We start from the raw sequence: 24,387 nt of genomic DNA, 5'->3' as shown, positions 1-24,387 counted from the left end.
TCTCCGCTGGATAGTTCCGTGCAGTACGAAAAGCGGCAGGAAATCACTTCACTGCGGGCTGGCGCGGAAGATTCAGGGCACGTTGAGCAGGCGCAATTGCAGTGCGCGCACGTTGGGATCGTCGTCGTCGCGACCGAGTGCTTCGGTGTAGAGCACGAGCGCTGCGCGGTACTCGCGCTGCGCGGCTTCAATGCGGCCTTGTGCGGCCAGGCTGTCGCCGAGTTCACCTCGGGTGACGGCGATCATCGACTCACGGCCGTTGGCCTGAACCAGCTCCAGCGCGGCACGCAGATGCGGCTCGGCCTCTTCGGGACGACCAAGGCGGTTGAGGGTGAGGCCCAGTCCATAGCGCGGATAGGCCCGGCGGATGTGGCCTTCCGGCGACGTTAGGCGTACCCGCTCGTCGACGCGGGTATAGACGGCCAGTGCCTTGTCGAATTGGCCATGGTCGCGGTACAGACCCGCGAGGTTGTTCCACAGTCTGAGGGTGAGCGGGTGCAACTCGCCACGAATCGCCTCATGGCCCTCGGCGGCGCGGCGGCCGAGCGCGATCGCGGCCTCGGCCTCGCCGGCGTCGCCCAGCACCAGCGCCAGGTCGCCCTGGTGCTGCAGCAGAAGCGGGTCGTCGGCGCCGAGCGCCGCCTCGCGGATGGCGATGGCCTCGCGCATGCGGGCGATGCGCAGCGCGCGGTCCGGCGTTGCGAGGCCGAGGTCGAACAATACCTGGCCGGTGCGCGGGTCGGCGTCGCCCAGGCTCTCGCGCAGCGACTGGTGGGCGCCCTCGAGCAGCGCCAGCGCCTGGTCGCGGCCGGGATGCGCAGCGTCGGTGTAGCGCAGGTAGAAGAAGCCGAGGTCCCAGGCGCTCTCGGCGGTCAGCGGATGGTGCTCGCCGTGAAGGCGCCGGCGCGCGTCCAGCAGCTCGACGAACAGGCGCTCGCTGCGCTCGTGGTCGGGGATGCGGGTGCGAAGCGCCAGGCCCAGCAGCCGTCGCGCGGCAAGCGTGTCCGGGTGCGAGGCGCCGTCGACCTCCATGTGCAGCGCGTGCGCCGCCTCGCGCGCGCGGATCGCCTCGTCGTAGAGCTCGAAGGCCAACAGCGCCTCGGCCAGGGTGTCGAGCAAGGCGATGCGGTTGCGTGGCTGGGTGGAGGTGTCGGCCTCCACCCGCGCGAGCGTGGTGCGCAACAGGGCGTGCGCACCCATCTGGTGGCCGAGCCCAGCATTGGGATCAGCAAGCTGCATCAGCTCGCGCAGCAGGCCCACCATGGCCTCGGCGCCGTCCCGCTGCTCGCGCGCCTGGCTGGCCTGGTGCACCGCCACCGCGGCGACGCTGCCCAGCGCCAGGAACACCGCCACAGTCAGGCCAAGCCCGAGCCGGTGGCGGCGGAAGAAACGGCCAATGCGATAGCGGCGCCCGGCATGGCGCGCCGCCACCGGCAGGCCGTCGAGCCAGCGCCGCAGGTCCGCGCTGAACTCGGCGGCGGCGGCATAACGCAGCACCGGGTCGCAGGCCACGGCGCGGCGTGCGATGGCTTCAAGGTCGGCGTCCAGGTCACTGCACCGCACGCCGGCCGGCAGACTCGCCGTTTTTGCCACTTCCGACAGCGTTGGCCGCGTTTCTTGGCGCAAGGTGTGCAGCATCGCCGCCAATGGCTGCCCGTCCAGCGCCAACGGCACGCGTCCGGCCAGCAGCCGATAGGCCAGGCAGCCGAGCGCGTAGACATCAGTGGCGGCGCTGATCGTTTCGCCGTCGAACTGCTCGGGCGCGGCGTAGTCCGGCGTCAAGCGCACCCCGAGCGGGCCGGTGGCCTGTTTCTCGCCGACATCCTCCAGCAGCCGCGCGATGCCAAAATCGAGCAGCTTCACCCGGCCTTCGGTGTCGACAAGAATATTGGCGGGCTTGAGGTCGCGGTGCACTACCAGCCGGCTGTGCGCGAACTGCACGATGGCGCCGACGGCGCACAGCAGCTCGACGCGTTCGCGCACATCGAGGCGGTGTCGATCGCACCAGGCATCAATGGGCTCACCGTTGACGTATTCGAGCACGAGCCAGGGCGAGCCGTCGTCGGCGCTGCCGCCATCGAGCAGCTGGGCGATGCCGGGGTGTTGCAGGCGTGCGGCGATGCGGCGCTCGATGTTGAAACGCCGGCGCAGCTCTTCACTTTGCAGCGACAACGGCAACAGCTTGAGCGCGGCAACGCGTTCAAACGCTCCGTCGGCGCGTTCGACCCGATACACCGTGCCCATGCCGCCGGCACCGATGCGGCCAGTCACGTGCCACGGACCAATACGCCGCCCCTGCCACTGCGCATCTTCTTCGCGCTGACGCTCGTCACCAAGATGGGCGAGCAGGTTGGGCGCCAGTCGCGTCAATCCCGGTTCGTTGCCATCGGGGTCGAGGGCTTCACGCGCGGCGCGCAGCAGTTCGGGTGTGTCACCCAGTGCGTTCTGGAGTGCCGTGTCACGCTCGGCCAGAGGCAATACCGACGCAGCCCTCACCGCCGCGTCGAGGCGCCGCCATGCGGCGGCGTCCAGGCTCATCCCGATGTCCCATCCGTACGCCGCGCGGCAAACCAGGCGCGTGCACGTATCCAGTCGCGCTGCACGGTGCTCACGGAGGTATCCAGCGCCGCCGCCGTCTCGAGCTCTGTCAGCCCGGCGAAGAAGCGGCACTCGATCAGCCGTACCAGGCGTGCATCCAGTTCCGCCAGTTCGCGCAAGTGCAGGTCAAGTTCGCACAGCGCCTCGGCCTGATCGTTAAGCATGAGCCCGGCGCTGTCGACTTGGAGCCGAAGCTGCCCGCCGCCACGCTTGGCGCTGAGCCGCCGCCGCGCGAAATCCACCAGCACCTGGCGCATCGCGCTCGACGCCACGCCAAGAAATTCCCCGGTGCTTTGGCACCCGGCGGAATCCACGCCTACCAACTTCAACCAGGTTTCGTGCACCAGACCGGTGGTGCTGAGGGTCAGTTGCGCACCCGACTCCGCCATGCGCCGCCGCGCCAGCGCGCGGATCTGCGGGTAGACCAGTGCGAACAGACGGTCGAAGGCGGCCCGGTCACCACCGGACAAGGCCTGCAGCAATGTCGTGACGTTGTCTGGGGTGGCCTCGGATCGGCCCGCCCCGGTTGGCTCGTTCACCATGCGGCAACCAAAGGTTATTCCTAAGCCCCGGCCGATGATACGTGCACCGCGAGGGGTTCGGCATCGCCACCCGGATGTCAGGTGGCCTGCCGGAGTCGAATTTCAGGGCTGCGGGCGTGCCTGGCGGGCCGCCGGAGATGCTCGTTATTCAACGGCGTTGGAACTGGAAGGAGGCATCCACAGAGTGCGCGCCCTACTCCCACTCTATTGTAAACAAGACATTTTTATCTTTTATATTCAATGGCTTATTTTCCTGCTAATTGGTAATACCATGAAAAATACCATGCTCAGAAAAGGCTTAACAATATTTTGAAAAATTGCCTACTGAGCGCTGCCGCACAGCTCCATAGGCCGCTTTCCTGGCTTTGCTTCCAGATGTATGCTCTTCTGCTCCTGCAGCTAATGGATCACCGCAAACAGGTTACTCGCCTGGGGATTCCCTTTCGACCCGAGCATCCGTATGAGACTCATGCTCGATTATTATTATTATAGAAGCCCCCATGAATAAATCGCTCATCATTTTCGGCATCGTCAACATAACCTCGGACAGTTTCTCCGATGGAGGCCGGTATCTGGCGCCAGACGCAGCCATTGCGCAGGCGCGTAAGCTGATGGCCGAGGGGGCAGATGTGATCGACCTCGGTCCGGCATCCAGCAATCCCGACGCCGCGCCTGTTTCGTCCGACACAGAAATCGCGCGTATCGCGCCGGTGCTGGACGCGCTCAAGGCAGATGGCATTCCCGTCTCGCTCGACAGTTATCAACCCGCGACGCAAGCCTATGCCTTGTCGCGTGGTGTGGCCTATCTCAATGATATTCGCGGTTTTCCAGACGCTGCGTTCTATCCGCAATTGGCGAAATCATCTGCCAAACTCGTCGTTATGCATTCGGTGCAAGACGGGCAGGCAGATCGGCGCGAGGCACCCGCTGGCGACATCATGGATCACATTGCGGCGTTCTTTGACGCGCGCATCGCGGCGCTGACGGGTGCCGGTATCAAACGCAACCGCCTTGTCCTTGATCCCGGCATGGGGTTTTTTCTGGGGGCTGCTCCCGAAACCTCGCTCTCGGTGCTGGCGCGGTTCGATGAATTGCGGCTGCGCTTCGATTTGCCGGTGCTTCTGTCTGTTTCGCGCAAATCCTTTCTGCGCGCGCTCACAGGCCGTGGTCCGGGGGATGTCGGGGCCGCGACACTCGCTGCAGAGCTTGCCGCCGCCGCAGGTGGAGCTGACTTCATCCGCACACACGAGCCGCGCCCCTTGCGCGACGGGCTGGCGGTATTGGCGGCGCTGAAAGAAACCGCAAGAATTCGTTAACTGCACATTCGGGATATTTCTCTATATTCGCGGTTCAGCAGGCATGTCCCCTTTGAGGGCGACCCGACGACAGGATAATCGACCTTATGGTGCGCAAATATTTCGGCACAGACGGTATTCGTGGCAAAGCCAACGAAGGCGCGATGACGGCGGAAACCGCCTTGCGCGTCGGCATGGCGGCTGGCCGTGTCTTTCGTCGCGGTGACCACCGCCATCGTGTCGTGATCGGCAAGGATACGCGCCTGTCGGGCTATATGCTTGAACCCGCGCTCACAGCCGGTTTCACCTCGATGGGCATGGACGTATTCCTTTTTGGCCCGCTGCCGACAACGTATAGGAAGAATAAACGCCCTTTTCACCCAAGTCCAACAGCTTTGGACCGCAGTTGACTCTTTCGACACCCCTGCGATGCAACCCAATCCGGCTGACGGGGAGCCAGCAACGCTGAAAATTTACCCTCCTCTTTCCCACTAGCGGCTCCTTTTCCGACAACCAGCACGGCGGATCCCTGCCGCGGCGCTGTGAACGCAGCATTTTGATTGGTATCGTTGGCCTTCAGGCTCGTCAGTCAAACAGACCCAGGAGCAGCTCAGCCGGTGGCGCCCGGCTTTCGGGTAACGCCCTGGTCCCGCTGGTTTCGGCTTTGTGCTTCAGGTGATCAAGGATCTGCTTGATCACTATAGGGTCTTCAATGCAGGCGATGACTTTCATGGCGCCGCCGCAGCCGCTGCAGGTCTCGATGTCGATATTGAAAACACGCTTGAGCCGTTGCGCCCATGTCATCGACGCTCGCCGTTGTGCTGGTGTTGCCGGTTCATCAGCCACCCTGACCTTGTTGCCCCTGCCCCGTTTTGCCGGCGTGACCAACGCCCGGTGCCGACTGTTGGGTGCGAACACCCCGTGGAAGCGGGTTAGGTTGACTCTGGGCTTCGGTACCAGGGCGGCCAGCCTTGCAATGAAATCCAATGGTTCGAAAATGACGTGCGTGGTGCCGTCCCGGTACGGCGTCTTGAGCTGGTAGCGCACGTTGCCGCCTCGTGTTAACGACAGCCGCTTCTCGGATACCGCCGGGCGGCTGATGTACCGGCACAGCCGTTCGAGCTTCTTGCGTTCATCGGCCCTGGCCGCCACGCCGGCGTGCAGGCTGGACCCGGCTACCTTGCCAATCCCGTCACCGAACGGATCACCACTGGTCGGCAGAGTTTGCAAAGTGAACACCTTTCGCCCCGCCTGTGAACCGACAGCGATACGGTAAGTGATCGAGTGCCCCAGCAGGGGTGTCATCGGGTCGTCATCCACCGCATCCGAGGCCAGATAGCTGTTTTCGACATCCCGTTCCAGCAGGCCTTGCCGTTCCAGATAGCGACCCACCCGGTGGGCGATGGTGTGCGTCAGCTGGGTGAGCTCTGGGCTGGTCGGCGCCTTGACCCAGCGGAAACGCGCTGAGCCGTGGGATTGCTCGACATACACACCGTCGAGAAACAGCATGTGGAAGTGAACATTCAGATTGAGCGCCGATCCAAAACGCTGGATCAGGGTGACCGCGCCCGTCTTGGCCACTTGGTGGGTATGGCCCGCTTTCTTGACCAGGTGCGTGGCAATGACGCGGTAAACGATGCCCAGCACCCACCCCATGATCTCGGGCCGGCTGGCAAACAGGAAACGCAGCTGAAACGGGAAGCTCAACACCCACTGACGCATGGGTTGTTCAGGCAGTACTTCATCAACCAGCAAGGCGGCACTTTCGGCCATCCGCCGCGCCCCACAGCTCGGGCAGAAACCGCGACGCTTACAGCTGAAAGCGACCAGGTGCTCGGCGTGGCAAGACTCGCAGCGAACCCGTAGAAAGCCATGCTCCAGCCGCCCGCATTGGAGAAATTCTTCAAATTCCCGTTGCACATAGCCCGGCAATTCCTTTCCCTGCTCTGCCATAAGCGCAGCGAATGCCGGGTAATACTCGTCAACGATCTGATAGAGAAGGGTTTGCTCGGGTCGGTGGCTCTGGTAACGACCAGTATCCCGATCCCGGCTGGCCGTCCTGGCCGCCACATGAGGCATGTTCCGCGTCCTTGCAATACTGTGTTTACATACAGTCTATCGCTTAGCGGAAAGTTCTTTTACCCTCAGCCGAAATGCCTGCCGTTGCTAGACATTGCCAGCCAGTGCCCGTCACTCCCATTCGATCGTCGCAGGCGGTTTGCCGCTGATGTCATAAACAACGCGAGAAACACCCTTCAACTCATTGATTATTCGGTTGGAAACACGAGCAAGGAAGTCGTATGGCAGGTGCGCCCAGTGTGCGGTCATGAAGTCGATGGTCTCCACCGCGCGCAGTGCAATGACCCATTCGTAGGCGCGCGCATCGCCAACCACGCCCACTGATTTGACCGGCAGGAACACGGCGAAGGCCTGCGAGGTCTTGTCGTACAGGTCGGCCTTGCGCAATTCGTCGATGAAGATGGCATCGGCGCGGGCGAGCAACTCGGCGTACTCGGGTTTCACTTCGCCCAGGATGCGCACGCCGAGTCCCGGTCCGGGGAATGGATGTCGGTAAACCATCTCGCGCGGCAGGCCGAGTTCCACGCCGAGGCGACGCACTTCGTCCTTGAACAGCTCGCGCAGCGGCTCGACCAGGCCCAGCTTCATGTGCTCCGGCAAACCACCGACGTTGTGGTGGCTCTTGATGACGTGCGCCTTGCCGGTCTTGCTGCCGGCCGATTCGATCACGTCCGGATAGATCGTACCCTGTGCCAGCCACCGGGCATTCTTCAGCTTGTTCGATTCTTCCTCGAAGATCTCAACGAACAGGTTGCCAATGACCTTGCGCTTGGCTTCCGGATCGCTGATGCCCTCAAGTGCACTGAAGTAGCGCTCGGCTGCATCCACACGGATCACCTTGACCCCCAGATGCTCGGCGAAGGTGGCCATGACCTGGTCCCCTTCCTGCCAGCGCAGCAGGCCGGTGTCGACGAACACGCAGGTCAGCTGTTCGCCGATGGCCTGGTGCAGCAGCGCCGCAACCACCGAGGAATCGACACCGCCGGAAAGCCCGAGGATCACTTCATCGGAACCAACCAGCTCGCGCACCCGCGCGATCTGGTCCTCGATGATGCGCGCCGCAGTCCACAGCGTGTCGCAGCCGCAGATGTCCACGACGAAGCAGCGCAGCAGTTCTGTGCCCTGCTTGGTGTGCGTGACCTCCGGATGGAACTGCACGCCGTACCAGCCGCGACGGTCATCGGCGAAGGCGGCGACCGGGATGCGGTCGGTCTTGGCGGTGACGGTGAACCCTTCCGGCGCCTGCGAGACGTGGTCGCCGTGGCTCATCCAGACATCCAGCCTTGGCGGCGATCCGGCGTGGTCCTTGAGCCCGTCGAGCAGCCGGTCCTGGGCCACGATGCTGACCTGCGCCGCGCCGAACTCGCGCTGATCGGCGGCTTCGGTGGCACCGCCCAACTGCACCGCCATGGTCTGCATGCCGTAGCAGATGCCCAGCAACGGCACGCCCGCATCGAACACCGCCTGCGGTGCGCGCGGGGAATTGGCAAGCGTGGTGGATTCCGGGCCGCCGGACAGGATGATGCCCTTGGCGCCGAACGCGGCGATGTCGGCCGGGTCGTGATCCCAGGCCCAGATTTCGCAATAGACGCCGATCTCGCGGATGCGGCGGGCAATCAGCTGGGTGTATTGCGCACCGAAATCCAGGATCAGGATCTTGTCGCGGTGCAGCAGGGAATCGGGCGTCGGGAATCGGGAATCGGAAGTGCTCACCGGGCGTTCTCGCTTCTGGAAAAGTTCTGGAAAACTCCTGTCTCGTTACCAAAAATCAACGGGATCAGGATGTTGGCATCACCGCCGGGAGCGCCCGGAAGCGTCCGCCGTGGATGGACGAAAGGTTCACCGGTGATCAATCCGCCAGCGCGGATGCCAGCAAGGGGTGGAGCTCGGGTTTGAACGGGTTGGCGACGGTGACGCCGCGCCAGACGAAGCCGTCGTGCATGTCTTCGGACAGGAGCAGCTGGCAATTGGCCTGGGCGGAGGCTGAAAGCATGACGGCATCCCAGATGGACAACTGATGCGCTGCCGCCAACTGGCAGGCCGACAGCATCGTTTCAGCAGAGGTGTGCGCCAGCGTGAACGCGTCCTTCCATGCGAGAACGGACTGCCGCGCCTGCTCACGCGACCATCCGGCCTTGCGAACCAGCACGTTGAACAGTTCGCCCAAAGCCTGCACCGGCAGCACGGCCCCGGATGTTTTCATCGCTTCCAGCAGGGCAAGGGCGATCCCCTGCCTGTGCGGATCGCCCGCCCCTTCGGCATAGGCCAGAACGTTGGTGTCGAGCGCGATTCGCATCAATCGCGCTCGTACAGTTCGTCGCGTGTCCAGGGCCCGGCGCCGATGGCGGGCTGCTGTTTCAGGCGCTTGAGCAACAGCTCACGAGCACGCGTCTTCGCCAGTTCGTCGTCGTCCACGGGCACGATCCGGGCCACGGGCTTGCCGTGCGAGGTGACGATGTAGGTCGCCTTTTCCTCGCGCACGCCGCGCAGGAGCTGCGAGAAATTGCGGTTGGCATCGGCGGCGGAAATGGAGGTGCTCATGGCCTTCTCCGGAAATGTAGTCATATTGCCTACTTTCCTCTGCGGCGCCGGACGTGTCAACCCATCCGGTAGTTCGGCGGTTCCTTGGTGATCTGCACATCGTGCACATGGGCTTCGCGCTGGCCGGCACCGGTGATGTGCACGAACTGCGGGCGCGTGCGCATCTCCTCGACCGTGGCGCAACCCACATAACCCATCGTGGCACGCAGGCCGCCGATCAGCTGATGCACGATGCCGCCGACCGGGCCGCGATAGGGCACGCGGCCTTCGATGCCTTCTGGAACGAGCTTGTCGGCATCGGTGGAGTCCTGGAAATAGCGGTCCTTGCTGCCCTTCTCCATCGCACCCAGGCTGCCCATGCCGCGATAGCTCTTGTAGCTGCGGCCCTGGAACAGCTCGACCTGGCCCGGAGCTTCCTCGGTGCCGGCGAACAGGCCGCCGATCATGATCGTGGAGGCTCCGGCGGCCAGTGCCTTGCCCAGATCGCCGGAGTAGCGGATGCCGCCATCGGCGATCAGCGGAATACGGTCCTGCAGCGCTTCGGCCACCATGCTGACGGCGGTAATCTGCGGGATGCCGACACCGGCGATCATGCGGGTGGTACAGATCGAGCCGGGACCGACGCCGACCTTGACCGCATCGGCCCCAGCGTCCATCAGCGCCAGTGCGGCATCACCGCTGACGATGTTGCCGCCGATCACTTCCACCTGCGGAAAATTCTTCTTGACCCAGTTGACCCGGTCCAACACGCCTTGTGAATGGCCGTGCGCGGTATCCACGATCAACACGTCGACACCGGCGGCCACCAGCGCTTCGACCCGGGCCTCGGTATCGCCACCAACGCCGACGGCGGCACCGACCAGCAACTGCTCGTCCTTGTCCTTGGCCGAATTGGGGAAGTCGTGCGCCTTCTGGATGTCCTTGACGGTGATCAGGCCACGCAGTTCGAAGTTGTCGTTGACCACCAGCACTTTCTCGATGCGATGGGTGTGCAGCAGGTGCAGCACCTCGTCGTCGCTGGCGCCCTCCTTCACCGTGACCAGCTTGTCCTTGCGCGTCATGACGTTGCGCACCGGATCATCAAGCTTGGTCTCGAAACGCATGTCGCGGCCGGTGACGATGCCGACCAGCTGCCCGTCTTCGACCACCGGCACGCCGGAAATGTTGCGGGCGCGGGTGAGCTTGAGCACTTCGCCGATCGAGGTCTGCGGGCCGACCGTGAACGGCTCGCGGATCACACCGGTCTCGAAGTTCTTCACCTGCTGGACTTCGGCCGCCTGGCGTTCCAGTGAAAGGTTCTTGTGGATGATGCCGATGCCGCCCAGCTGCGCCATGGCAATCGCCAGGCGGGCCTCGGTGACGGTGTCCATCGCGGCGGAAACCAGCGGCAGTTTCAGGCGCAGCTTGCGCGTCAGGCGGGTTTCCAGCGAGACATCCTTGGGCAGGACGTTGGAATAGGCGGGGACGAGCGAGACGTCGTCGTAAGTGAGCGCTTCGGCCAGGATGCGGAGCATCGGCGGCTCCCGATTGGGGTGGTGGGAAGCGCAGCATTGTAACCCGGGACGCGGGGCGGTACGAGCGGCGCGCGCTGTTAAGTCCACCGGCAAAAAGCCATCGCCATCATGAGGAAGCCGGCACGATAGCGACAGGATATGAATAGTTCACTGAATATCACCGATATTTACGCACCAATTCGGCACAGATTCAGCCACCGTTGCCCGCCCACCACGTAGATTCCGCGCCCCTGTTGGTTGACCGACACTCCAGAGATTCATATTTCCCATGCAAGGTTCACATGACCTGGGCATCGTTGCCCTGTCCTATCTGATCGCCTCCCTCGCCGGCTTTGTCGCCATCGCTTTCGCCTCGCGCATGCTGGTGCGCAAATCCAACCGTCTGCGGTGGCTGATCGGTGGTGCATCCGCGATGGGTACCGGCATCTGGTCGATGCACTTCGTCGGCATGACCGCGTTCACGCTGCCGGTGCAGATCAGTTATGACCTGGGCATCACCGCGTTGTCGTGGTTGGCGGCAGTGGCGGCATCGGCGCTGGCGCTGTTCATCGTCGGCTACGGCCATGTGCGCACCTCGACCGTGACGCTGGGTGCGATCAGCATGGGTGCGGGCATCTGCGTGATGCACTACACGGGCATGTGGGCGATGCGCATGTCGCCGGCGATCAGCTATGACGCGACGATGTTCATCGTCTCGGTGGTGATTGCCGTGGCCGCCTCGGCCGCCGCGATCCTGATCCTTGCGCATCTGAAGACGGTGCGCAGCTGGCGCGATGTGGCAATGCGCGTGGGTGCGGCGCTGGTGATGGGAGTGGCGGTATGCGGCATGCATTACACCGGCATGGCTGCGGCCGAATTCGCCGATGGTGCGTTCTGCGCGCCTGGCAACCAGTTACAGGCCAAGGCACTGCCGTGGCCAACGACCATCGGCACGCTGCTGATCCTGGGCTTCGGCATCCTGACCACGCTCGGTGATGCGCGTGACATCGCAAGCGCACGCCGTGCCGAGCGCGAGATGGAAGCCCGGGTGCAGACGATGGCCTTCACCGATCGCCAGATGAACCTGCCGAACCGCGCGGGCATTTCGCAGACGATTGCCGAGCGCGCGCGTGCAGGTTCGCCCGAAGGTTTTGCCGTGGTCACCTTCCGTGTCGATACCGCCGCCGGTGAGGAGGCGACGCTGGAGACGATGAAGTTCATCGCCGAGCGCCTCGCGCGTGCCCTGCCCGATGCGGCGCTGGCGCGGACCCGTCCAGAGCACCTGGTGTTGTTGCTGGATGGCGGCAAGGACGCGGCGATGCAGCGTTGTGCCGGCATCATCGAAAAACTGGAGCACGAGCTTGCGCTGCGCAGCATTGACGCGGTGGTGTCGATGAACAGCGCGCACTGCCCCAGCGAGGGCGACAACGCGCAATGGCTGTTGCTGCGTTCCTCGCCCAAGAGCAGTTCGGACGAGAGCAGCGCCGTCGCCTGATCCGGCGGGGCCGAAGCGTGGATGTGGTGTGCCGCATCCACGGTTTCCACTACGCGGTTCCGCCTGTTCAGCGGCGGGACCGCGTTTTCATGGAAGCGGATCAGGGCGGCGGGCAAATCCGGTTTTCAGTGCCGGACAGCCATGCCTCGCTGTAGCCGCAGGATCGATACACGCGCGTGAAGCCAGTCCGACGGGCGGAAACTGATATGAGTACCGGCATTGGCGCCACCGCCGCCAGATTCAGTCGCGTCGGGCTTGCAGATCGGCCGCTTCGGCGGCAACCAGCGTGTTCTGCATCAGTGTGGCCACGGTCATCGGGCCGACACCGCCCGGTACCGGCGTGATCCACGAAGCGCGCTCGAAGGCGGCATCGAAACCCACGTCGCCGCACAGGCTGCCGTCCTCGAGCCGGTTGATGCCCACGTCGATGACGATAGCGCCGGGCTTGATCCATTCGCCGGGCACGAGCGCCGGCTTGCCGACCGCCACCACCACGATGTCGGCCTGACGAATGTGCTTTTCCAGCGTCTCGCGCGGGGTGAAGCGGTGGCAGCTGGTGGTGGTGCAGCCGGCGATCAGCAGTTCCATCGCCATCGGCCGGCCGACATGGTTCGACACTCCGACCACCACCGCCTCGCGCCCGCGCACCGGGCGGTCGGTATGCGCCAGCAGTGTCATGATGCCGCGCGGCGTGCAGGGTCGCAGGCCGGGTTGGCGCAGCAGCAGGCGGCCGACATTGGCCGGGTGGAAACCATCCACATCCTTGGCCGGATCGATGCGGTCGATCAGCGCGGTGCTGTCGAAGTGCGCCGGCAGCGGCAATTGCACCAGGATGCCGTTGACCGTGGGGTCGGCATTGAGGCGGTCGATCAAGGCGTGCAACTCGGCTTCGGTCGTGCTGTCGGGCAGGTCGTAATCGAACGAGACGAAACCGGCGCGCTCGCAGGCGCGGCGTTTGTTGCGCACATACACCGCCGAAGCCGGATCGGCACCGACCAGCACCACCGCCAGCCCCGGTGCGGCCTGGCCAGCAGCCAGGCGTGCCGCGACCTTGGCGGCAAGGTGATCCAGCAGGCGGTCGGCAATCAGCTTGCCGTCGAGCAGGCGCGCGGGCATCGGCATGTCCTTTTGGGGTGAGGCGCAATTATCGCCGAGGACGCGGCGTGGTACGACTCAGGCGGTACGGAATGCCGCTCTGCGCTCAGCCGCCAGAGCAGAAACGCACATAGTCGATGTAACCGGGAAACTCCCGCCCAGCGGCGCAGACCGCGCAATCCGGGTCTGGCGGCAGGCGGATTTCTCGAAAGTGCGACGTCAATGCATCGAAGGACAGCAAGCGTCCGGCAAGTGACTGGCCAATCCCCAGCGCCAGTTTCAGCGCCTCATTGGCCTGCAGCAGTCCGACCAGGCCCGGCAGTACGCCCAGCACGCCGGCTTCGGAACAGTTCGGCGCATCCTCGGGATGTGGCGGCTCGGGAAACAAGCAGCGGTAGCACGGTGCGACACCACGCTGGCGACCGGCGTCGAACACGCTGACCTGACCGGAGAAACGCTGCACCGCGCCGTAGATCATCGGCCTGGCGTGTTTGACGCAGGCATCGGAGAGCAGATAGCGCAACGCGAAGTTGTCGGTGCCGTCGATCGCAATATCAACGTCGCTCAGCAAGGCATCGATGTTGGCGCTGCTGACGCGCTCTGGCACGGTCACCACGTCGGTGCGGTGGTTCAGCGCCGTCAGCGTGCGCTGCGCCGAGGCGACCTTGGGTTGCCCGATGGAGGCTTCGGTGTGGATCACCTGACGCTGCAGATTGCTCAGCTCGACCACATCGTCGTCGCAGATCACGAGCCGGCCGATGCCGGCGGCGGCCAGATACAGCGAAATCGGTGCACCCAGACCACCGGCACCGACCAGCAGCACGCGCGTCTGCGCCAAGCGGCGCTGGCCTTCCAGCCCGACCTGCGGCAGCAGCAGGTGGCGCGAATAGCGTTCGAGGAAATCGGCATCGGCTTCCGGCGTGGTCATCGGCAAGCCTTCGGCCCGCCAGCGCTCGGTACCGCCTTCGACCGAGAGCAGTCGTGCATATCCCAGCGCCGTCAATGCCTTGGCCGCATTGGAGGAACGCTGGCCCGAGGCGCAGATCAGCAGGATTTCGTTGCCGCTGCCCGGTGCACCCAGATGGCTGGCGGGGTCATCCAGCAGTTCGGACAGGGCGACGCCGGTGGCACCTTCGGCCATGCCGGAGGCGCGTTCGCCGGCTTCGCGCACATCGATCAGGCGTGCCCCGCGCTGCTGGCGGTTGCGGGCTTGCTGCGGGGAAAGAGTCTCGATGGTGTCGGACATGGACATGGCAGCGACGATGTCTGAATCAGCGCTTGACGTGCCGCATCAGTCGGCGGCGCTGCTTGAGCTGGCGTTCGCTCAGCGGGTTGGTCTTGTCAGCGTAGGGGTTCTCGCCCTGGCGGAATTCCAGCTTCAGCGGCGTGCCGACCAGCTTGTAATGCTGGCGCAGGTAGTTTTCGAGATAGCGCTTGTAGTTTTCGGCCAGATCCTTGACCCGGTTGCCGTGGATCACCACAGTCGGCGGGTGCGTGCCGCCGGGATGTGCGAAACGCAGCTTGACCGGCTGGCCGCGTACCGGTGGCGGCTGGTGGGTGGCGACGGCGGTTTCCAGCACGCGGGTCAGATCCGAGGTGCTGAACTGGAAACCGGCCGAGCGCTGCGCACGCTGCACCGCACGCAGCAGCTCGCGCAAACCGGAACCATGCAGTGCCGAAATCGTTACGTTTTCGGCCCAGGGCACGAAGCTCAGGCGCCGATCCAGCGCGGCACGGGTCTGTTCGCGCTGATAGTCGGACAGGCCATCCCATTTGTTGACCGCGATCACCAGGGCGCGCTTGGCATCCAGCACGAGCCCGAGCACGGTGGCGTCCTGATCGGTGACGCCTTCGCTGGCATCGATCACGAACACCACCACCTGTGCCGCCTCGATGGCCTGCAGGGTCTTGATGATGCTGAATTTCTCGACCGCTTCGTCGACCTTGGACTTGCGCCGGATGCCGGCGGTGTCGATCAGGCGGTACTTGCGCCCGTCGCGTTCCGTGTCGACCGAGATCGCATCGCGCGTGGTGCCCGGCACATCGGAGGCGATCATCCGGTCTTCGCCCAGCAGGCGGTTGACCAGGGTGGACTTGCCGACATTGGGGCGGCCGATGATCGCCAGGCGCAGGCGGTCCGGCTCGGTCGTTTCCACGTCGTCGCTGGTTTCATCCGGCTCCGGCAGATGCTCGTCAATCCGTTCCAGCACGGCATCCAGTCCACGCTGGTGTGCAGCGGATACCGAAATCGTTTCGCCCAGGCCGAGGCGTGCGAATTCGGCCATGGCTTCGTGCGGATCGGCAGCGTCGATCTTGTTGATCAGCAGCAACACTGGTTTGCCGCTGCGGCGCAGCTGCGCCAGGATCGATTCATCCAGCGGCAACGGGCCCTGCTTGGCATCGACCACGAACAGAATCAGGCCCGCCTCTTCGATCGCGGCCTGCGACTGGCGCGTGGTGAGACCGGCCAGGCCCTGTTCGTCATCGCTGATGCCGCCGGTATCCACCAGCAGGAAAGGCTTGCCCTCGATCCGCCGGCAGACGCCGTAATGACGGTCGCGGGTGACGCCGGGCTCGTTGTGCACCAGCGCATCGCGGGTGCGGGTGAAGGCGTTGAAAAGGGTCGATTTGCCGACGTTGGGCCGGCCAACCAGGGCGACCAGTGGCAACATGGTGACCTCACGCAAAAGAGCGGCACGGGGCCGCAGTTGTTCCGATCCGGACGGGCCGGAATGGACGCGGCGCCCCTTGCCGGAGCGCCGCGTGGTATCAGTTGATGCGGTAGGCGCCGAGCTGGCCGCCGCTGGACAATACGAACAGCAGACCGTCCGCCACTTCAGGAATACTGCGGATCGGGCGCTTGTCCAGACGCACCCGTGCCGCCGGCTGGCCGGTTTCAAGATCGAACCAGTGCAGATGGCCTTCCATGTCGCCAAACACCACGTTGCGGCCATGGATCGCCGGGCCGGAAAGCCAGCGATAGGTCAGCATGTCCTGCTTCCACAGGGCCGAGCCGGTGCGCCGGTCCAGCGCCCAGATCACGCTGTCGCGGTCGGCCACGAGAATGCGTTCGCCATCCAGCACCAGGCCACCGTAGCTGGACATTTCGCGGTTCCACAGCGAGCGGCCGCCTTCCAGCGACAACGCCACGACCTGGGCGTTGAACGCGGCGGCATAGAGCTCGCCCTGCTCGTAGGCCATCGCGCCGTCGATATCGACCATGCGCTCCAGCTCGGAACGGCCCTCGCCCAAGGCGATGGTCTGTTCCCACAGCTGGACGCCGTCATCGCCGCGCAGCGCGACGATGTGGCCGCTGTCATAACCCAGCAGCACCAGGCCTTCGGCCAGCACCGGCGTGGAATTGCCGCGCAGGGTCAGGGCCGGAATGCCGCGGTCATGTACCCAGCGACGCTCGCCGTCGATGATCGAGAAGGCGAAGACGCGGCCGTCGATCGAACGCACCACGACCTGGCCGCGCGCAATCGCCGGAGCGGTGATGACCTCTGACGAAACCTGCGCACGCCAGCGTTCGCTGCCCGAGTCCGGGTTGTAGGCGACCACTTCGCCGTCCAGCGTGCCGACCACGAGGGTGCCTTCACCGACACCGGGGCCGCCGGCCAGGCGCAGGCCGGTGTCGATCTTCCAGATCTCGCGGCCGCTGGCGCCATCAAAGGCGAAAAGCTCGCCGCGCGGATCGGCCACGTAGACCTGGCCGCTGTCGACCGCCGGGCCCATGCGTGCGCCCAGGCGACGCTCGCCCTTGCCGATGCTGCGTTCCCAGACCCGATCCACGTTGATGGTCGGCGTCAGCTTCTCCAGTTCGGCCGGAGCTTCGACGTTCTCGCGCTTGTTGGGGCCGCAACCGACGATCAATCCGGCCAGAAGCAGCGGAATCAGGAAGCGCCGCATGTCAGGCCTCCGGCTCGGACGGCGCCAGTCCCATATCGGCCATCTTCATCTCGACGATGAAGCGGTTCGGCGCGCCGGTTTCCAGTGAAGTCAGCGCCTCCTGGTAGGCGTTGCCGGCTTCTGCGCTGCGGCCCAGTGCCACCAGTGCATCGCCGCGCAGTTCAGCCACCAGACCGGCGTAATCACCAGCCGGGATCTTTGCAAGATGCGTCAGGGCTTCCTCAGCCTTGCCGGCGGCCAGTTCGAGGCGCGCCAGACGCAGTTGGACCAGGCTGACCAGGGCCGGATCCGGTGACGCGCCAGCGGCTGTGACATAGGCATCGCGGGCGCCTTCCAGATCGCCTGCCGTCAGCTTGGTGTCGGCAAGTTCCAGCAGCGCCAGGGTCGCGTACGGGGTTTTCGAGAAGCGCCCGCCGAGTTCACCGGCAAGCTGTTCCATCGCGGCGTTGTCGCCGTTCTGGCTGGCCTGCTCGAAAGCCTGGTAGGTCGCGGCGGCATCGTACTTGTGCTGCATCTGGCTGCCCTGCCACCACTGCCAGCCGAGAATGCCGACCAGGCCGATGGCCACGCCACCAATGATCGCAGCGCCGTTCTGACGCAGCCACGAGCGAACGAGTTCGCCCTGTTCGTGTTCGTCCATCCTGGGAAAACTCCGAATTGATTGGGGGATCCGCCGTTGGCAGCCGATCCGGGGTGAACAGTATCGATGGGCGCCGCGCTGCGGGCACGGCCGACCGGTTGTCAGCCGCCGGCGGGAGCCAGCGAACCGTCGGATGATACTGTAAAGCGTGCCACGTTGGCCCGGCGATATTCGCTGATGTCCACTTCGGTGCCATCCAGGTGCACCTTGACCGCCGAGGCATTGCCCAGCAGCACCCGCGCCACGCGGGCTGGATCAACTTGATGGCGCTCACCGCTGCGCATCAGCTCGTGCACCAGACGGGTGCCGTCATGATCCATGACTTCGACCCAGCTCTCGCCCGTTACTGTCAGTACCAGGCCTTCCTGTGTCACCGCTGCGACCGGTGCTGCCGCCGGAGCAGCATTGCGGCTGCTGGGGTAGAACGGCGTCAACGAGGCCATCACCGGCTGCTCGCTGGGAGCCGGCGGCCCCATGTCGTCGCTGCGGCGAGCCAATTGGCCACGGGGATCCAGCTGAATGGTGGCGTTGTCGCCATCCAGTGCCATCGATTCATCCAGTGGTGCCAGCAATGCCGCTGGATCGGGCAGGTGGTCACGGGTGGCGAGCAGGATCACCGGCACCACGATCGAAGCGGTCAGCGCGACATAGACCAGGCGGCGGGCGTAACGGTCGAGCAGAAAACGGCCGTGGGAAATCCGGTTGCTGCTGCGCAGCGGTGCGGCAGCAACGACTTCTTCGCGAGGATACAGTTCGTCGACGATAGCGGCGGGAAGATCCAACAGGCGGGCATAACTGCCGAGGTAGCCCCGTGCGAAGATCGGCGCGCCCAGTGCCGCCAGATCGCCGCGTTCCATCGCATCCACCAGTGCCGTACGCAACCGCAGCTGTTCGGCGGCTTCGGCTACTGACAGACCGGCAGCTTCACGCGCCTGACGCAAGCGTGCGCCGGGCGTATTGTCGACGGAGTGGTCTGGAGTCGGGGCGGCATCCTGCACGTGACTGCTCATGGGCGGTATCTGGTCTCAGAGGGGTGCTTCCGGCTGGAAATCCGGAAACTCGTTTTGCAAGCGGTCGCCATAACGGCGCGCGGCAGCGGCGTCGCCCAGGCGGGTTTCGATGCGCCGCCCCAGATCCAGCACGGCGGGATCGGCCGGGGTGACCGATTCGAGCCGTTGCAGGAAAGCGCGGGCGCGCATGTTGTCGTCTTTCTGGTGGTGCAGGCGCGCCAGTTCAAACAGCGCGATCGCATTGTTGGGCTGACTGGTGAGCACCTGGCGGAAATAGCCTTCGGCCTTGCTGCTGTCGCCGGCCTTCAGTGCGCAAACACCGGCGTTGGACAGCGCGGCCGCCGGTGAACGATAGAACGGATCGTTCAGGGCCTTGAGGAAGTGTGCATCGGCTTCGTGATACTGGCCCTTGCCGCAGAGGAAGGCGCCCAGATTGTTGTTGACATCACCATTGTCGGGCGCCAGGCGCTCGGCGCGGCGGTAATGGGTTTCGGCCTGGGTCGGGCGGTTGATGCGCTCGTTCAGCACCGCCAGCATGGTGTGCGCATCGACGCTGCGCGGATCCAGTTCCAGTGCGCGCTGGAGTTTTTCCATCGCGGTTTCGAGCTGGCCCTGTTCCATGTAGCCCTGCCCGAGCTTGACCTGGAGTTCGGCGGCTTCTTTCGCGCTGGCCGAGGCGTCGTTGCGCGGCGACGGGCCGCCGGCACAGGCGCTGAGCAGCAGTGCCAGCACGATGGCTGCGGCAGTCAGGCTTGCGTCACGCCGTTGCACTGACAGGCTCCTTTGGGGCGGCAACATCCTGCTGTGCCAGCGTGGCGCGGAACTGCGCCTGGCGGCGGGTGCGGTCCATGACCTGGCCCTTGAGCTGGCCGCAGGCCGCGTCGATGTCGTCACCGCGGGTGCGGCGCACCATCGCCAGAACCTTCCCCTTCTGCAGGATTTCCTGGAAGGTACGGATGTCAGCATCGCTGCTGCGGGTGTAGCGCGTGCCGGGGAACGGGTTGAACGGGATCAGGTTGACCTTGGCCGCATCGCTGTCCTGCACCTTGTTGGTGAAGGCGCGCAGCAGCCGGACCAGTTCGTGCGCATGCTCGGGCTGGTCGTTGACCCCTTCCATCAAGGTGTATTCGAAGGTCACCGAGCTGCGTTTGCGGCGCAGCACATAGCGCTCGCACGCCGCCATCAGCTGGGCGATGGGGTATTTCTTGTTGATCGGCACCAGCTCGGTGCGCAGCGCATCATTGGCCGCGTGCAGCGACACCGCCAGCGACACATCGCTTTCCTCGGAGAGCTTGTCGATCATCGGCACCACGCCGGAGGTGGACAGCGTGACGCGCTTGTTGGCCAGACCGAAGCCGAGATCGTCTCGCATGATGCTCATCGCGGTGACGACATTGTCGAAGTTCAGCAGCGGCTCGCCCATGCCCATCATCACCACGTTGGTGAGCTTGCGGTCGCGGTGCGGCACGTTGCCCAGATGGCGCGCCGCGACCCAGACCTGGCCGATGATCTCGGCGGCGGACAGGTTGCGGTTGAAGCCCTGGGTGGCGGTGGAGCAGAACGAGCAGTTCAGCCCGCAGCCGACCTGGCTGGATACGCACAGCGTGCCGCGGCCCTTGTCGGGGATGTAGACCGTTTCGATGGCATTGGCACCATCCATGCCCAGCAGCCACTTGTGCGTACCATCCACGGACGGCTTGTCGAACAGCACGTTCGGCGGTTCGATGCGGGCATGTTCCTGCACCTTGGCGCGCAAGGCCTTGCCAAGGTCGGTCATCTGTTCGAAATCGGTGACGTGGCGGTGGTACATCCACTTCATCACCTGGTGGGCGCGGAAGCGCTTCTCGCCGAGGGTTTCGGCAAAGAAGCGCTCCAGCCCGATGCGGTCGAGCCCGAAGAGGTTGGTCCTGGCGTCGGCCGTCGGTGTGCTCATCAGCGTGGGCAGAGTTCCGTCGCGGCGAAGAAGTAGGCGATCTCGATCGCGGCGTTCTCGGCGCTGTCCGAACCATGCACGGCGTTGGCGTCGATGGATTCGGCGAAGTCGGCGCGGATCGTGCCGGCGGCGGCTTCCTTCGGATTGGTGGCACCCATCAGGTCGCGGTTCTTGAGCACCGCGCCCTCGCCTTCCAGCACCTGGATCATGACCGGGCCGGACACCATGAAATCCACCAGCGCGCCGAAGAACGGACGCTCGCTGTGGACCGCGTAGAAGCCTTCGGCCTCGGCGCGGGAAAGCTGCTTCATCTTGGCAGCGATGATCTTGAGCCCGGCGGCTTCAAAACGGGACAGGATCGCGCCGACTGCGTTCTTGGCGACGGCGTCGGGCTTGATGATCGAAAGGGTGCGCTCCAGCGCCATTGACTTCTCCAGAAGGTTCGGTTGCATGTACCCCAAACGGGGACACCAATTGTAACACTATAAACAAGCGCTGAAACACCAAGTTAGACGCATGTCTCAAACCTGGAGGCAGGTCTTTTCAGTGGGCCGGCAGCGGTGCTGGCCACGTGTGGACCAGGTTTGACCGGCACCCCGGGAAGCGACTAGCATCGGAGCCTCAAACAAACGTTTGATCCACCGATGCCGGCAGCCTCCACTCCCCACTTCTCCACCAAGGATCGCATCCTGAGTGCGGCCGAAGCGCTGTTCGCCGAATTCGGCTTTGTCGGCACCTCGCTGCGCCAGGTGACCAGCCGCGCCGATGTCAATCTGGCAGCGGTCAATTATCACTTCGGTTCCAAGGACAACCTGGTGGCCGAGGTGTTCCGCCGCCGCATGGACGAAATGAGCCGGGCGCGGCTGGAGCAACTTGAAACCGCCCGGCAGCAATCGCCTGGCGCGCTGGAGCCGGTGCTGCGCGCCTTCATCGAGCCGGCGCTGGCGCTGAGTCTCGAGCGCGATGGCGGTGCCGCGTTCGTGCGCGTGCTGGCGCGCGCCTATGCCGAACGCAACGATCGCCTGCGCAAATTCCTGTCGGACAACTACGGCCATGTGCTGCGCGAATTTTCCCGCGCGATTGCCGAATGCCTGCCGCAACTGGAAAAGGAATCGCTGTACTGGCGCCTGGATTTCCTCGCCGGCGCGCTGACCTACGCGATGGCCGATTTCGGCCTGCTGCGGCGCCCTGACGGCGACGAGCCGATGCATGCCCAGCGCGCCGCAGATGAACTGGTTGCGTTCGCCGCCGCCGGCCTGCGCGCCACCTGATACCCCACCCTTCACCCACCGGAGTGTTTGCAATGCCGCAACTTCGAATCCGCAAGGCCGCCGTGCTTGGAGCCGGCGTCATGGGCGCGCAGATCGCTGCGCACCTGGTCAACGCCGGCGTCGACACCGTACTGTTCGACCTTCCCGCCAAGGACGGCGCGCCCAACGGCATCGTCGACAAGGCGATCGCGAATCTGGGCAAGCTTTCCCCTGCGCCGCTGGCGAGCAAAGCGCTGGCCGGTGCGATCACCCCGGCCAACTATGACCAGCATCTGGACTTGCTCAAAGAGTGCGATCTGGTCATCGAGGCCATCGCCGAACGCATGGACTGGAAGAAGGACCTGTACGACAAGGTCGAGAACCACATCGCGCCACACGCGATCATCGCCAGCAACACCTCGGGCCTGTCGATCAACGCCCTGGCCGAGGCGTTGCCCGAGTCACTGCACAGCCGCTTCTGCGGCCTGCACTTCTTCAACCCGCCGCGCTACATGCATCTGGCCGAGTTGATCCCCTGCCGCAAGACTTCGCGTGAAGTTCTTGAAGGACTGGAAACTTTCCTGACCACCACGCTGGGCAAGGGCGTGGTCTACGCGAAGGACACGCCGAACTTCATTGGCAACCGCATCGGCGTGTTCTCGATCCTGTCCACGATGCACCACACCCAGCAGTTCGGCCTGGGCTTCGATGAGGCCGACGCGCTGACCGGCCCGCTGCTGGGACGGCCAAAGTCCGCGACGTACCGCACCGCCGACGTGGTCGGGCTGGACACGATGGCGCACGTCATCAAGACCATGGCCGACACCCTGCCCGAGGATCCCTGGCACAAGTACTTCGATGCGCCCGCATGGCACAAGGCACTGATCGAAAAGGGCGCGCTCGGCCAGAAGACCGGTGCCGGCATCTTCCGCAAGGTCGGCCGCGACATCCACGTGCTGGATCTGGACAAGCAGGACTACCGCCCGGCCGATCGCAAGGCTGCCGACGAGGTGGTGCAGATCCTCAAGACAAAGAACCCGGTCGAGAAGTTCGCCCAGCTGCGCGCCAGTGCGCATCCGCAGGCGCAGTTCCTGTGGGCCGTGTTCCGTGATCTTTTCCATTACAGCGCCTTCCATCTGGCCGACATCGCCGAAACCGCGCGCGACGTGGATCTTGCGATCCGCTGGGGCTACGGCTGGAAGCTGGGCCCGTTCGAAACCTGGCAGGCGGCCGACTGGAAGCAGGTTGCGGCGTGGATCGCCGAGGACATCGTCGCCGGCAAGGCGATGAGCAGCGCACCGCTGCCGGACTGGGTGTTCGACGGCCGCAGCGGCGTGCATTCGCCCGAAGGCAGCTACAACCCAGCGCGCAATACCGTGCTGCCGCGCTCCTCGCTGGCGGTCTACCAGCGTCAGCGCTTCCCCGATCCGATCCTGGGCGAAACCTTCGCGCCGGGTGAGACGGTGTTCGAAACCGACGCGGTGCGGATGTGGCACGACGGCGACGGCATCGCGGTGCTGTCGTTCAAGACCAAGATGAACACGGTGTCCGACGGCGTGCTGGAAGGCGTGCTGAAGGCCGTCGATCTGGCCGAGAAGGACTTCCAGGGCCTGGTGCTGTGGCAGCCGTCCGAACCGTTCTCCGCCGGTGCCGACCTGTCCGGCGCACTCGGCCTGCTGCAGGCCGGCGACCTCAAGGGCTTCGAGGCGATGGTGGCCACGTTCCAGCAGGCCAGCCAGCGCATCAAGTACGCACTGGTGCCGGTGGTCGCGGCGGTGCGCGGCATGGCGCTGGGCGGTGGCTGCGAATTCCAGATGCACACGGCACGCACCGTGTTCGCGTTGGAAAGCTATATCGGACTGGTCGAGGCCGGCGTCGGTCTGCTGCCGGCCGGTGGCGGGCTGAAGGAGATCGCCGTGCGTGTAGCGCAGGCCGCAGGTCCCGGTGGCGACGTGTTCGGTGGCCTGAAACCGTATTTTGAAACCATCGCGATGGGCAAGGTCTCCGGCTCCGCATTCGAGGCCAAGGAACTGGGCCTGGGGCGTGCCGACGACGTGGTGGTGTTCAACGCCCACGAGCTGCTGCATGTGGCCCGCGCGCAGGCACGTGCACTGGCCGAATCCGGTTACCGCCCGCCGCTGCCGGCACGTGCGATCCCGGTGGCCGGCAAGGTCGGCATCTCCACCTTCAAGATGATGCTGGTGAACATGCTCGAAGGCCGCTTTATCTCCGAGCACGATTACGAGGTCTCGACCCGCATCGCCACCGTGCTGTGCGGCGGCGAGGTCGAAAAGGGTTCGCTGGTGGACGAGGACTGGCTGCTGCGGCTGGAGCGCGAGCATTTCATCGCACTGGCGCAGATGCCGAAGACGCAGGAGCGTATCGCGCACATGCTCAAGACAGGAAAGCCGTTGCGCAACTGATGTTGCGCGGGAATCGGGAATAGAGAATCGGGAATCGCAAAAGATCGCGACCCCCCTGCTCGTTCCCTATTCCCGACTCCCTAT

At 64.7% G+C, this 24,387-nt stretch carries 21 protein-coding genes; 5 read left to right on the top strand and 16 right to left on the bottom strand.

The genetic code is table 11. The annotated features are described in order from the left end of the window. Positions 1 to 72: 72 nt before the first annotated feature. Together WDB66_RS06170 and WDB66_RS06165 are read right to left on the bottom strand one after the other, a co-directional pair. The gene (locus tag WDB66_RS06170) at positions 73 to 2,538 is read right to left on the bottom strand and encodes a serine/threonine-protein kinase (RefSeq protein ID WP_339397656.1); all 2,466 of its coding nucleotides are present in this window, start codon (positions 2,536 to 2,538) and stop codon (positions 73 to 75) included. Next, complete coding sequence (locus tag WDB66_RS06165; RefSeq protein ID WP_339397655.1) at positions 2,535 to 3,140, bottom strand: ECF-type sigma factor; 606 nt, start codon at positions 3,138 to 3,140, stop codon at positions 2,535 to 2,537. The genes WDB66_RS06170 and WDB66_RS06165 overlap by 4 nt, the downstream gene beginning before the upstream one ends. A 500-nt stretch (positions 3,141 to 3,640) precedes the next feature. Here WDB66_RS06165 and sul2 point away from each other — a divergent pair, with 500 nt between their 5' ends. Next, on the top strand, positions 3,641 to 4,456 hold the full coding sequence (gene sul2 / locus WDB66_RS06160) for a sulfonamide-resistant dihydropteroate synthase Sul2 (RefSeq protein WP_001043260.1): 816 nt from the start codon (positions 3,641 to 3,643) through the stop codon (positions 4,454 to 4,456). Between the two features lie 86 nt (positions 4,457 to 4,542). Further along, a complete protein-coding gene (locus WDB66_RS06155) occupies positions 4,543 to 4,845 on the top strand; it encodes a phosphoglucosamine mutase (RefSeq protein ID WP_000251875.1) in 303 nt (100 codons plus the stop codon). 175 nt (positions 4,846 to 5,020) lie between these two features. Here the strand turns inward: WDB66_RS06155 and WDB66_RS06150 are convergent, their stop codons facing one another. From WDB66_RS06150 to guaB, 5 genes are all read right to left on the bottom strand, one after another. Continuing rightward, the gene (locus WDB66_RS06150; protein WP_001120888.1) at positions 5,021 to 6,514 is read right to left on the bottom strand and encodes an IS91-like element ISCR2 family transposase; all 1,494 of its coding nucleotides are present in this window, start codon (positions 6,512 to 6,514) and stop codon (positions 5,021 to 5,023) included. Between the two features lie 111 nt (positions 6,515 to 6,625). Next, complete coding sequence (guaA, locus tag WDB66_RS06145) at positions 6,626 to 8,188, bottom strand: glutamine-hydrolyzing GMP synthase (RefSeq protein WP_339397755.1); 1,563 nt, start codon at positions 8,186 to 8,188, stop codon at positions 6,626 to 6,628. Between the two features lie 175 nt (positions 8,189 to 8,363). Then, positions 8,364 to 8,810 carry a PIN domain-containing protein gene (locus WDB66_RS06140; RefSeq protein ID WP_339397654.1) on the bottom strand — a complete coding sequence of 149 codons (447 nt, stop codon included), beginning with the start codon at positions 8,808 to 8,810 and terminating at the stop codon, positions 8,364 to 8,366. Beyond that, the gene (locus WDB66_RS06135; protein ID WP_339397653.1) at positions 8,810 to 9,055 is read right to left on the bottom strand and encodes a type II toxin-antitoxin system Phd/YefM family antitoxin; all 246 of its coding nucleotides are present in this window, start codon (positions 9,053 to 9,055) and stop codon (positions 8,810 to 8,812) included. Before WDB66_RS06135 ends, WDB66_RS06140 begins: the two co-directional genes overlap by 1 nt. 56 nt (positions 9,056 to 9,111) lie before the next feature. Continuing rightward, positions 9,112 to 10,569 carry an IMP dehydrogenase gene (gene guaB / locus WDB66_RS06130; RefSeq protein ID WP_339397652.1) on the bottom strand — a complete coding sequence of 486 codons (1,458 nt, stop codon included), beginning with the start codon at positions 10,567 to 10,569 and terminating at the stop codon, positions 9,112 to 9,114. Between the two features lie 268 nt (positions 10,570 to 10,837). Between guaB and WDB66_RS06125 the strand changes: the two genes are divergently transcribed. Beyond that, a complete protein-coding gene (locus WDB66_RS06125) occupies positions 10,838 to 12,043 on the top strand; it encodes an MHYT domain-containing protein (protein ID WP_339397651.1) in 1,206 nt (401 codons plus the stop codon). 240 nt (positions 12,044 to 12,283) lie between these two features. Here the strand turns inward: WDB66_RS06125 and folD are convergent, their stop codons facing one another. The 9 genes from folD to ndk all read right to left on the bottom strand — a co-directional run bounded on the left by folD (position 12,284) and on the right by ndk (position 21,055). Beyond that, a complete protein-coding gene (gene folD / locus WDB66_RS06120) occupies positions 12,284 to 13,159 on the bottom strand; it encodes a bifunctional methylenetetrahydrofolate dehydrogenase/methenyltetrahydrofolate cyclohydrolase FolD (protein ID WP_339397650.1) in 876 nt (291 codons plus the stop codon). Between the two features lie 85 nt (positions 13,160 to 13,244). Further along, positions 13,245 to 14,390 carry a molybdopterin-synthase adenylyltransferase MoeB gene (gene moeB / locus WDB66_RS06115; RefSeq protein WP_339397649.1) on the bottom strand — a complete coding sequence of 382 codons (1,146 nt, stop codon included), beginning with the start codon at positions 14,388 to 14,390 and terminating at the stop codon, positions 13,245 to 13,247. Between the two features lie 19 nt (positions 14,391 to 14,409). Beyond that, the gene (gene der, locus WDB66_RS06110) at positions 14,410 to 15,810 is read right to left on the bottom strand and encodes a ribosome biogenesis GTPase Der (RefSeq protein ID WP_339397648.1); all 1,401 of its coding nucleotides are present in this window, start codon (positions 15,808 to 15,810) and stop codon (positions 14,410 to 14,412) included. A gap of 97 nt (positions 15,811 to 15,907) precedes the next feature. After that, on the bottom strand, positions 15,908 to 17,047 hold the full coding sequence (gene bamB, locus WDB66_RS06105) for an outer membrane protein assembly factor BamB (protein WP_339397647.1): 1,140 nt from the start codon (positions 17,045 to 17,047) through the stop codon (positions 15,908 to 15,910). 1 nt (position 17,048) lies between these two features. Next, positions 17,049 to 17,687, bottom strand: coding sequence for a YfgM family protein (locus WDB66_RS06100; RefSeq protein ID WP_339397646.1), 639 nt, complete (start codon positions 17,685 to 17,687; stop codon positions 17,049 to 17,051). Between the two features lie 101 nt (positions 17,688 to 17,788). Further along, positions 17,789 to 18,697, bottom strand: coding sequence for a RodZ domain-containing protein (locus tag WDB66_RS06095; RefSeq protein ID WP_339397645.1), 909 nt, complete (start codon positions 18,695 to 18,697; stop codon positions 17,789 to 17,791). 15 nt (positions 18,698 to 18,712) lie between these two features. Next, entirely contained in the window at positions 18,713 to 19,468 is a 756-nt protein-coding gene (gene pilW / locus WDB66_RS06090) for a type IV pilus biogenesis/stability protein PilW (protein ID WP_339397644.1), read from the bottom strand. After that, positions 19,455 to 20,630: a dual-specificity RNA methyltransferase RlmN gene (rlmN, locus tag WDB66_RS06085; protein WP_339397643.1), complete on the bottom strand. Its 1,176-nt coding sequence runs from the start codon at positions 20,628 to 20,630 to the stop codon at positions 19,455 to 19,457. The genes pilW and rlmN overlap by 14 nt, the downstream gene beginning before the upstream one ends. Next, a complete protein-coding gene (gene ndk / locus WDB66_RS06080) occupies positions 20,630 to 21,055 on the bottom strand; it encodes a nucleoside-diphosphate kinase (protein ID WP_339397754.1) in 426 nt (141 codons plus the stop codon). Before ndk ends, rlmN begins: the two co-directional genes overlap by 1 nt. A gap of 219 nt (positions 21,056 to 21,274) precedes the next feature. On the opposite strand from ndk, the gene WDB66_RS06075 reads away from it, so the two are divergent. Together WDB66_RS06075 and WDB66_RS06070 are read left to right on the top strand one after the other, a co-directional pair. Next, the gene (locus tag WDB66_RS06075; RefSeq protein ID WP_339397642.1) at positions 21,275 to 21,901 is read left to right on the top strand and encodes a TetR/AcrR family transcriptional regulator; all 627 of its coding nucleotides are present in this window, start codon (positions 21,275 to 21,277) and stop codon (positions 21,899 to 21,901) included. Between the two features lie 32 nt (positions 21,902 to 21,933). Continuing rightward, positions 21,934 to 24,303: a 3-hydroxyacyl-CoA dehydrogenase/enoyl-CoA hydratase family protein gene (locus WDB66_RS06070; protein WP_339397641.1), complete on the top strand. Its 2,370-nt coding sequence runs from the start codon at positions 21,934 to 21,936 to the stop codon at positions 24,301 to 24,303. Positions 24,304 to 24,387 lie beyond the last annotated feature (84 nt).

The sequence above is a fragment of the Denitratimonas organivorans genome, assembly GCF_037478135.1.
Lineage (GTDB): Bacteria > Pseudomonadota > Gammaproteobacteria > Xanthomonadales > Xanthomonadaceae > Denitratimonas.
The sequence above is the reverse complement of the archived record's forward strand: the minus strand, read 5'-3'. Positions and strand labels throughout refer to the sequence as shown.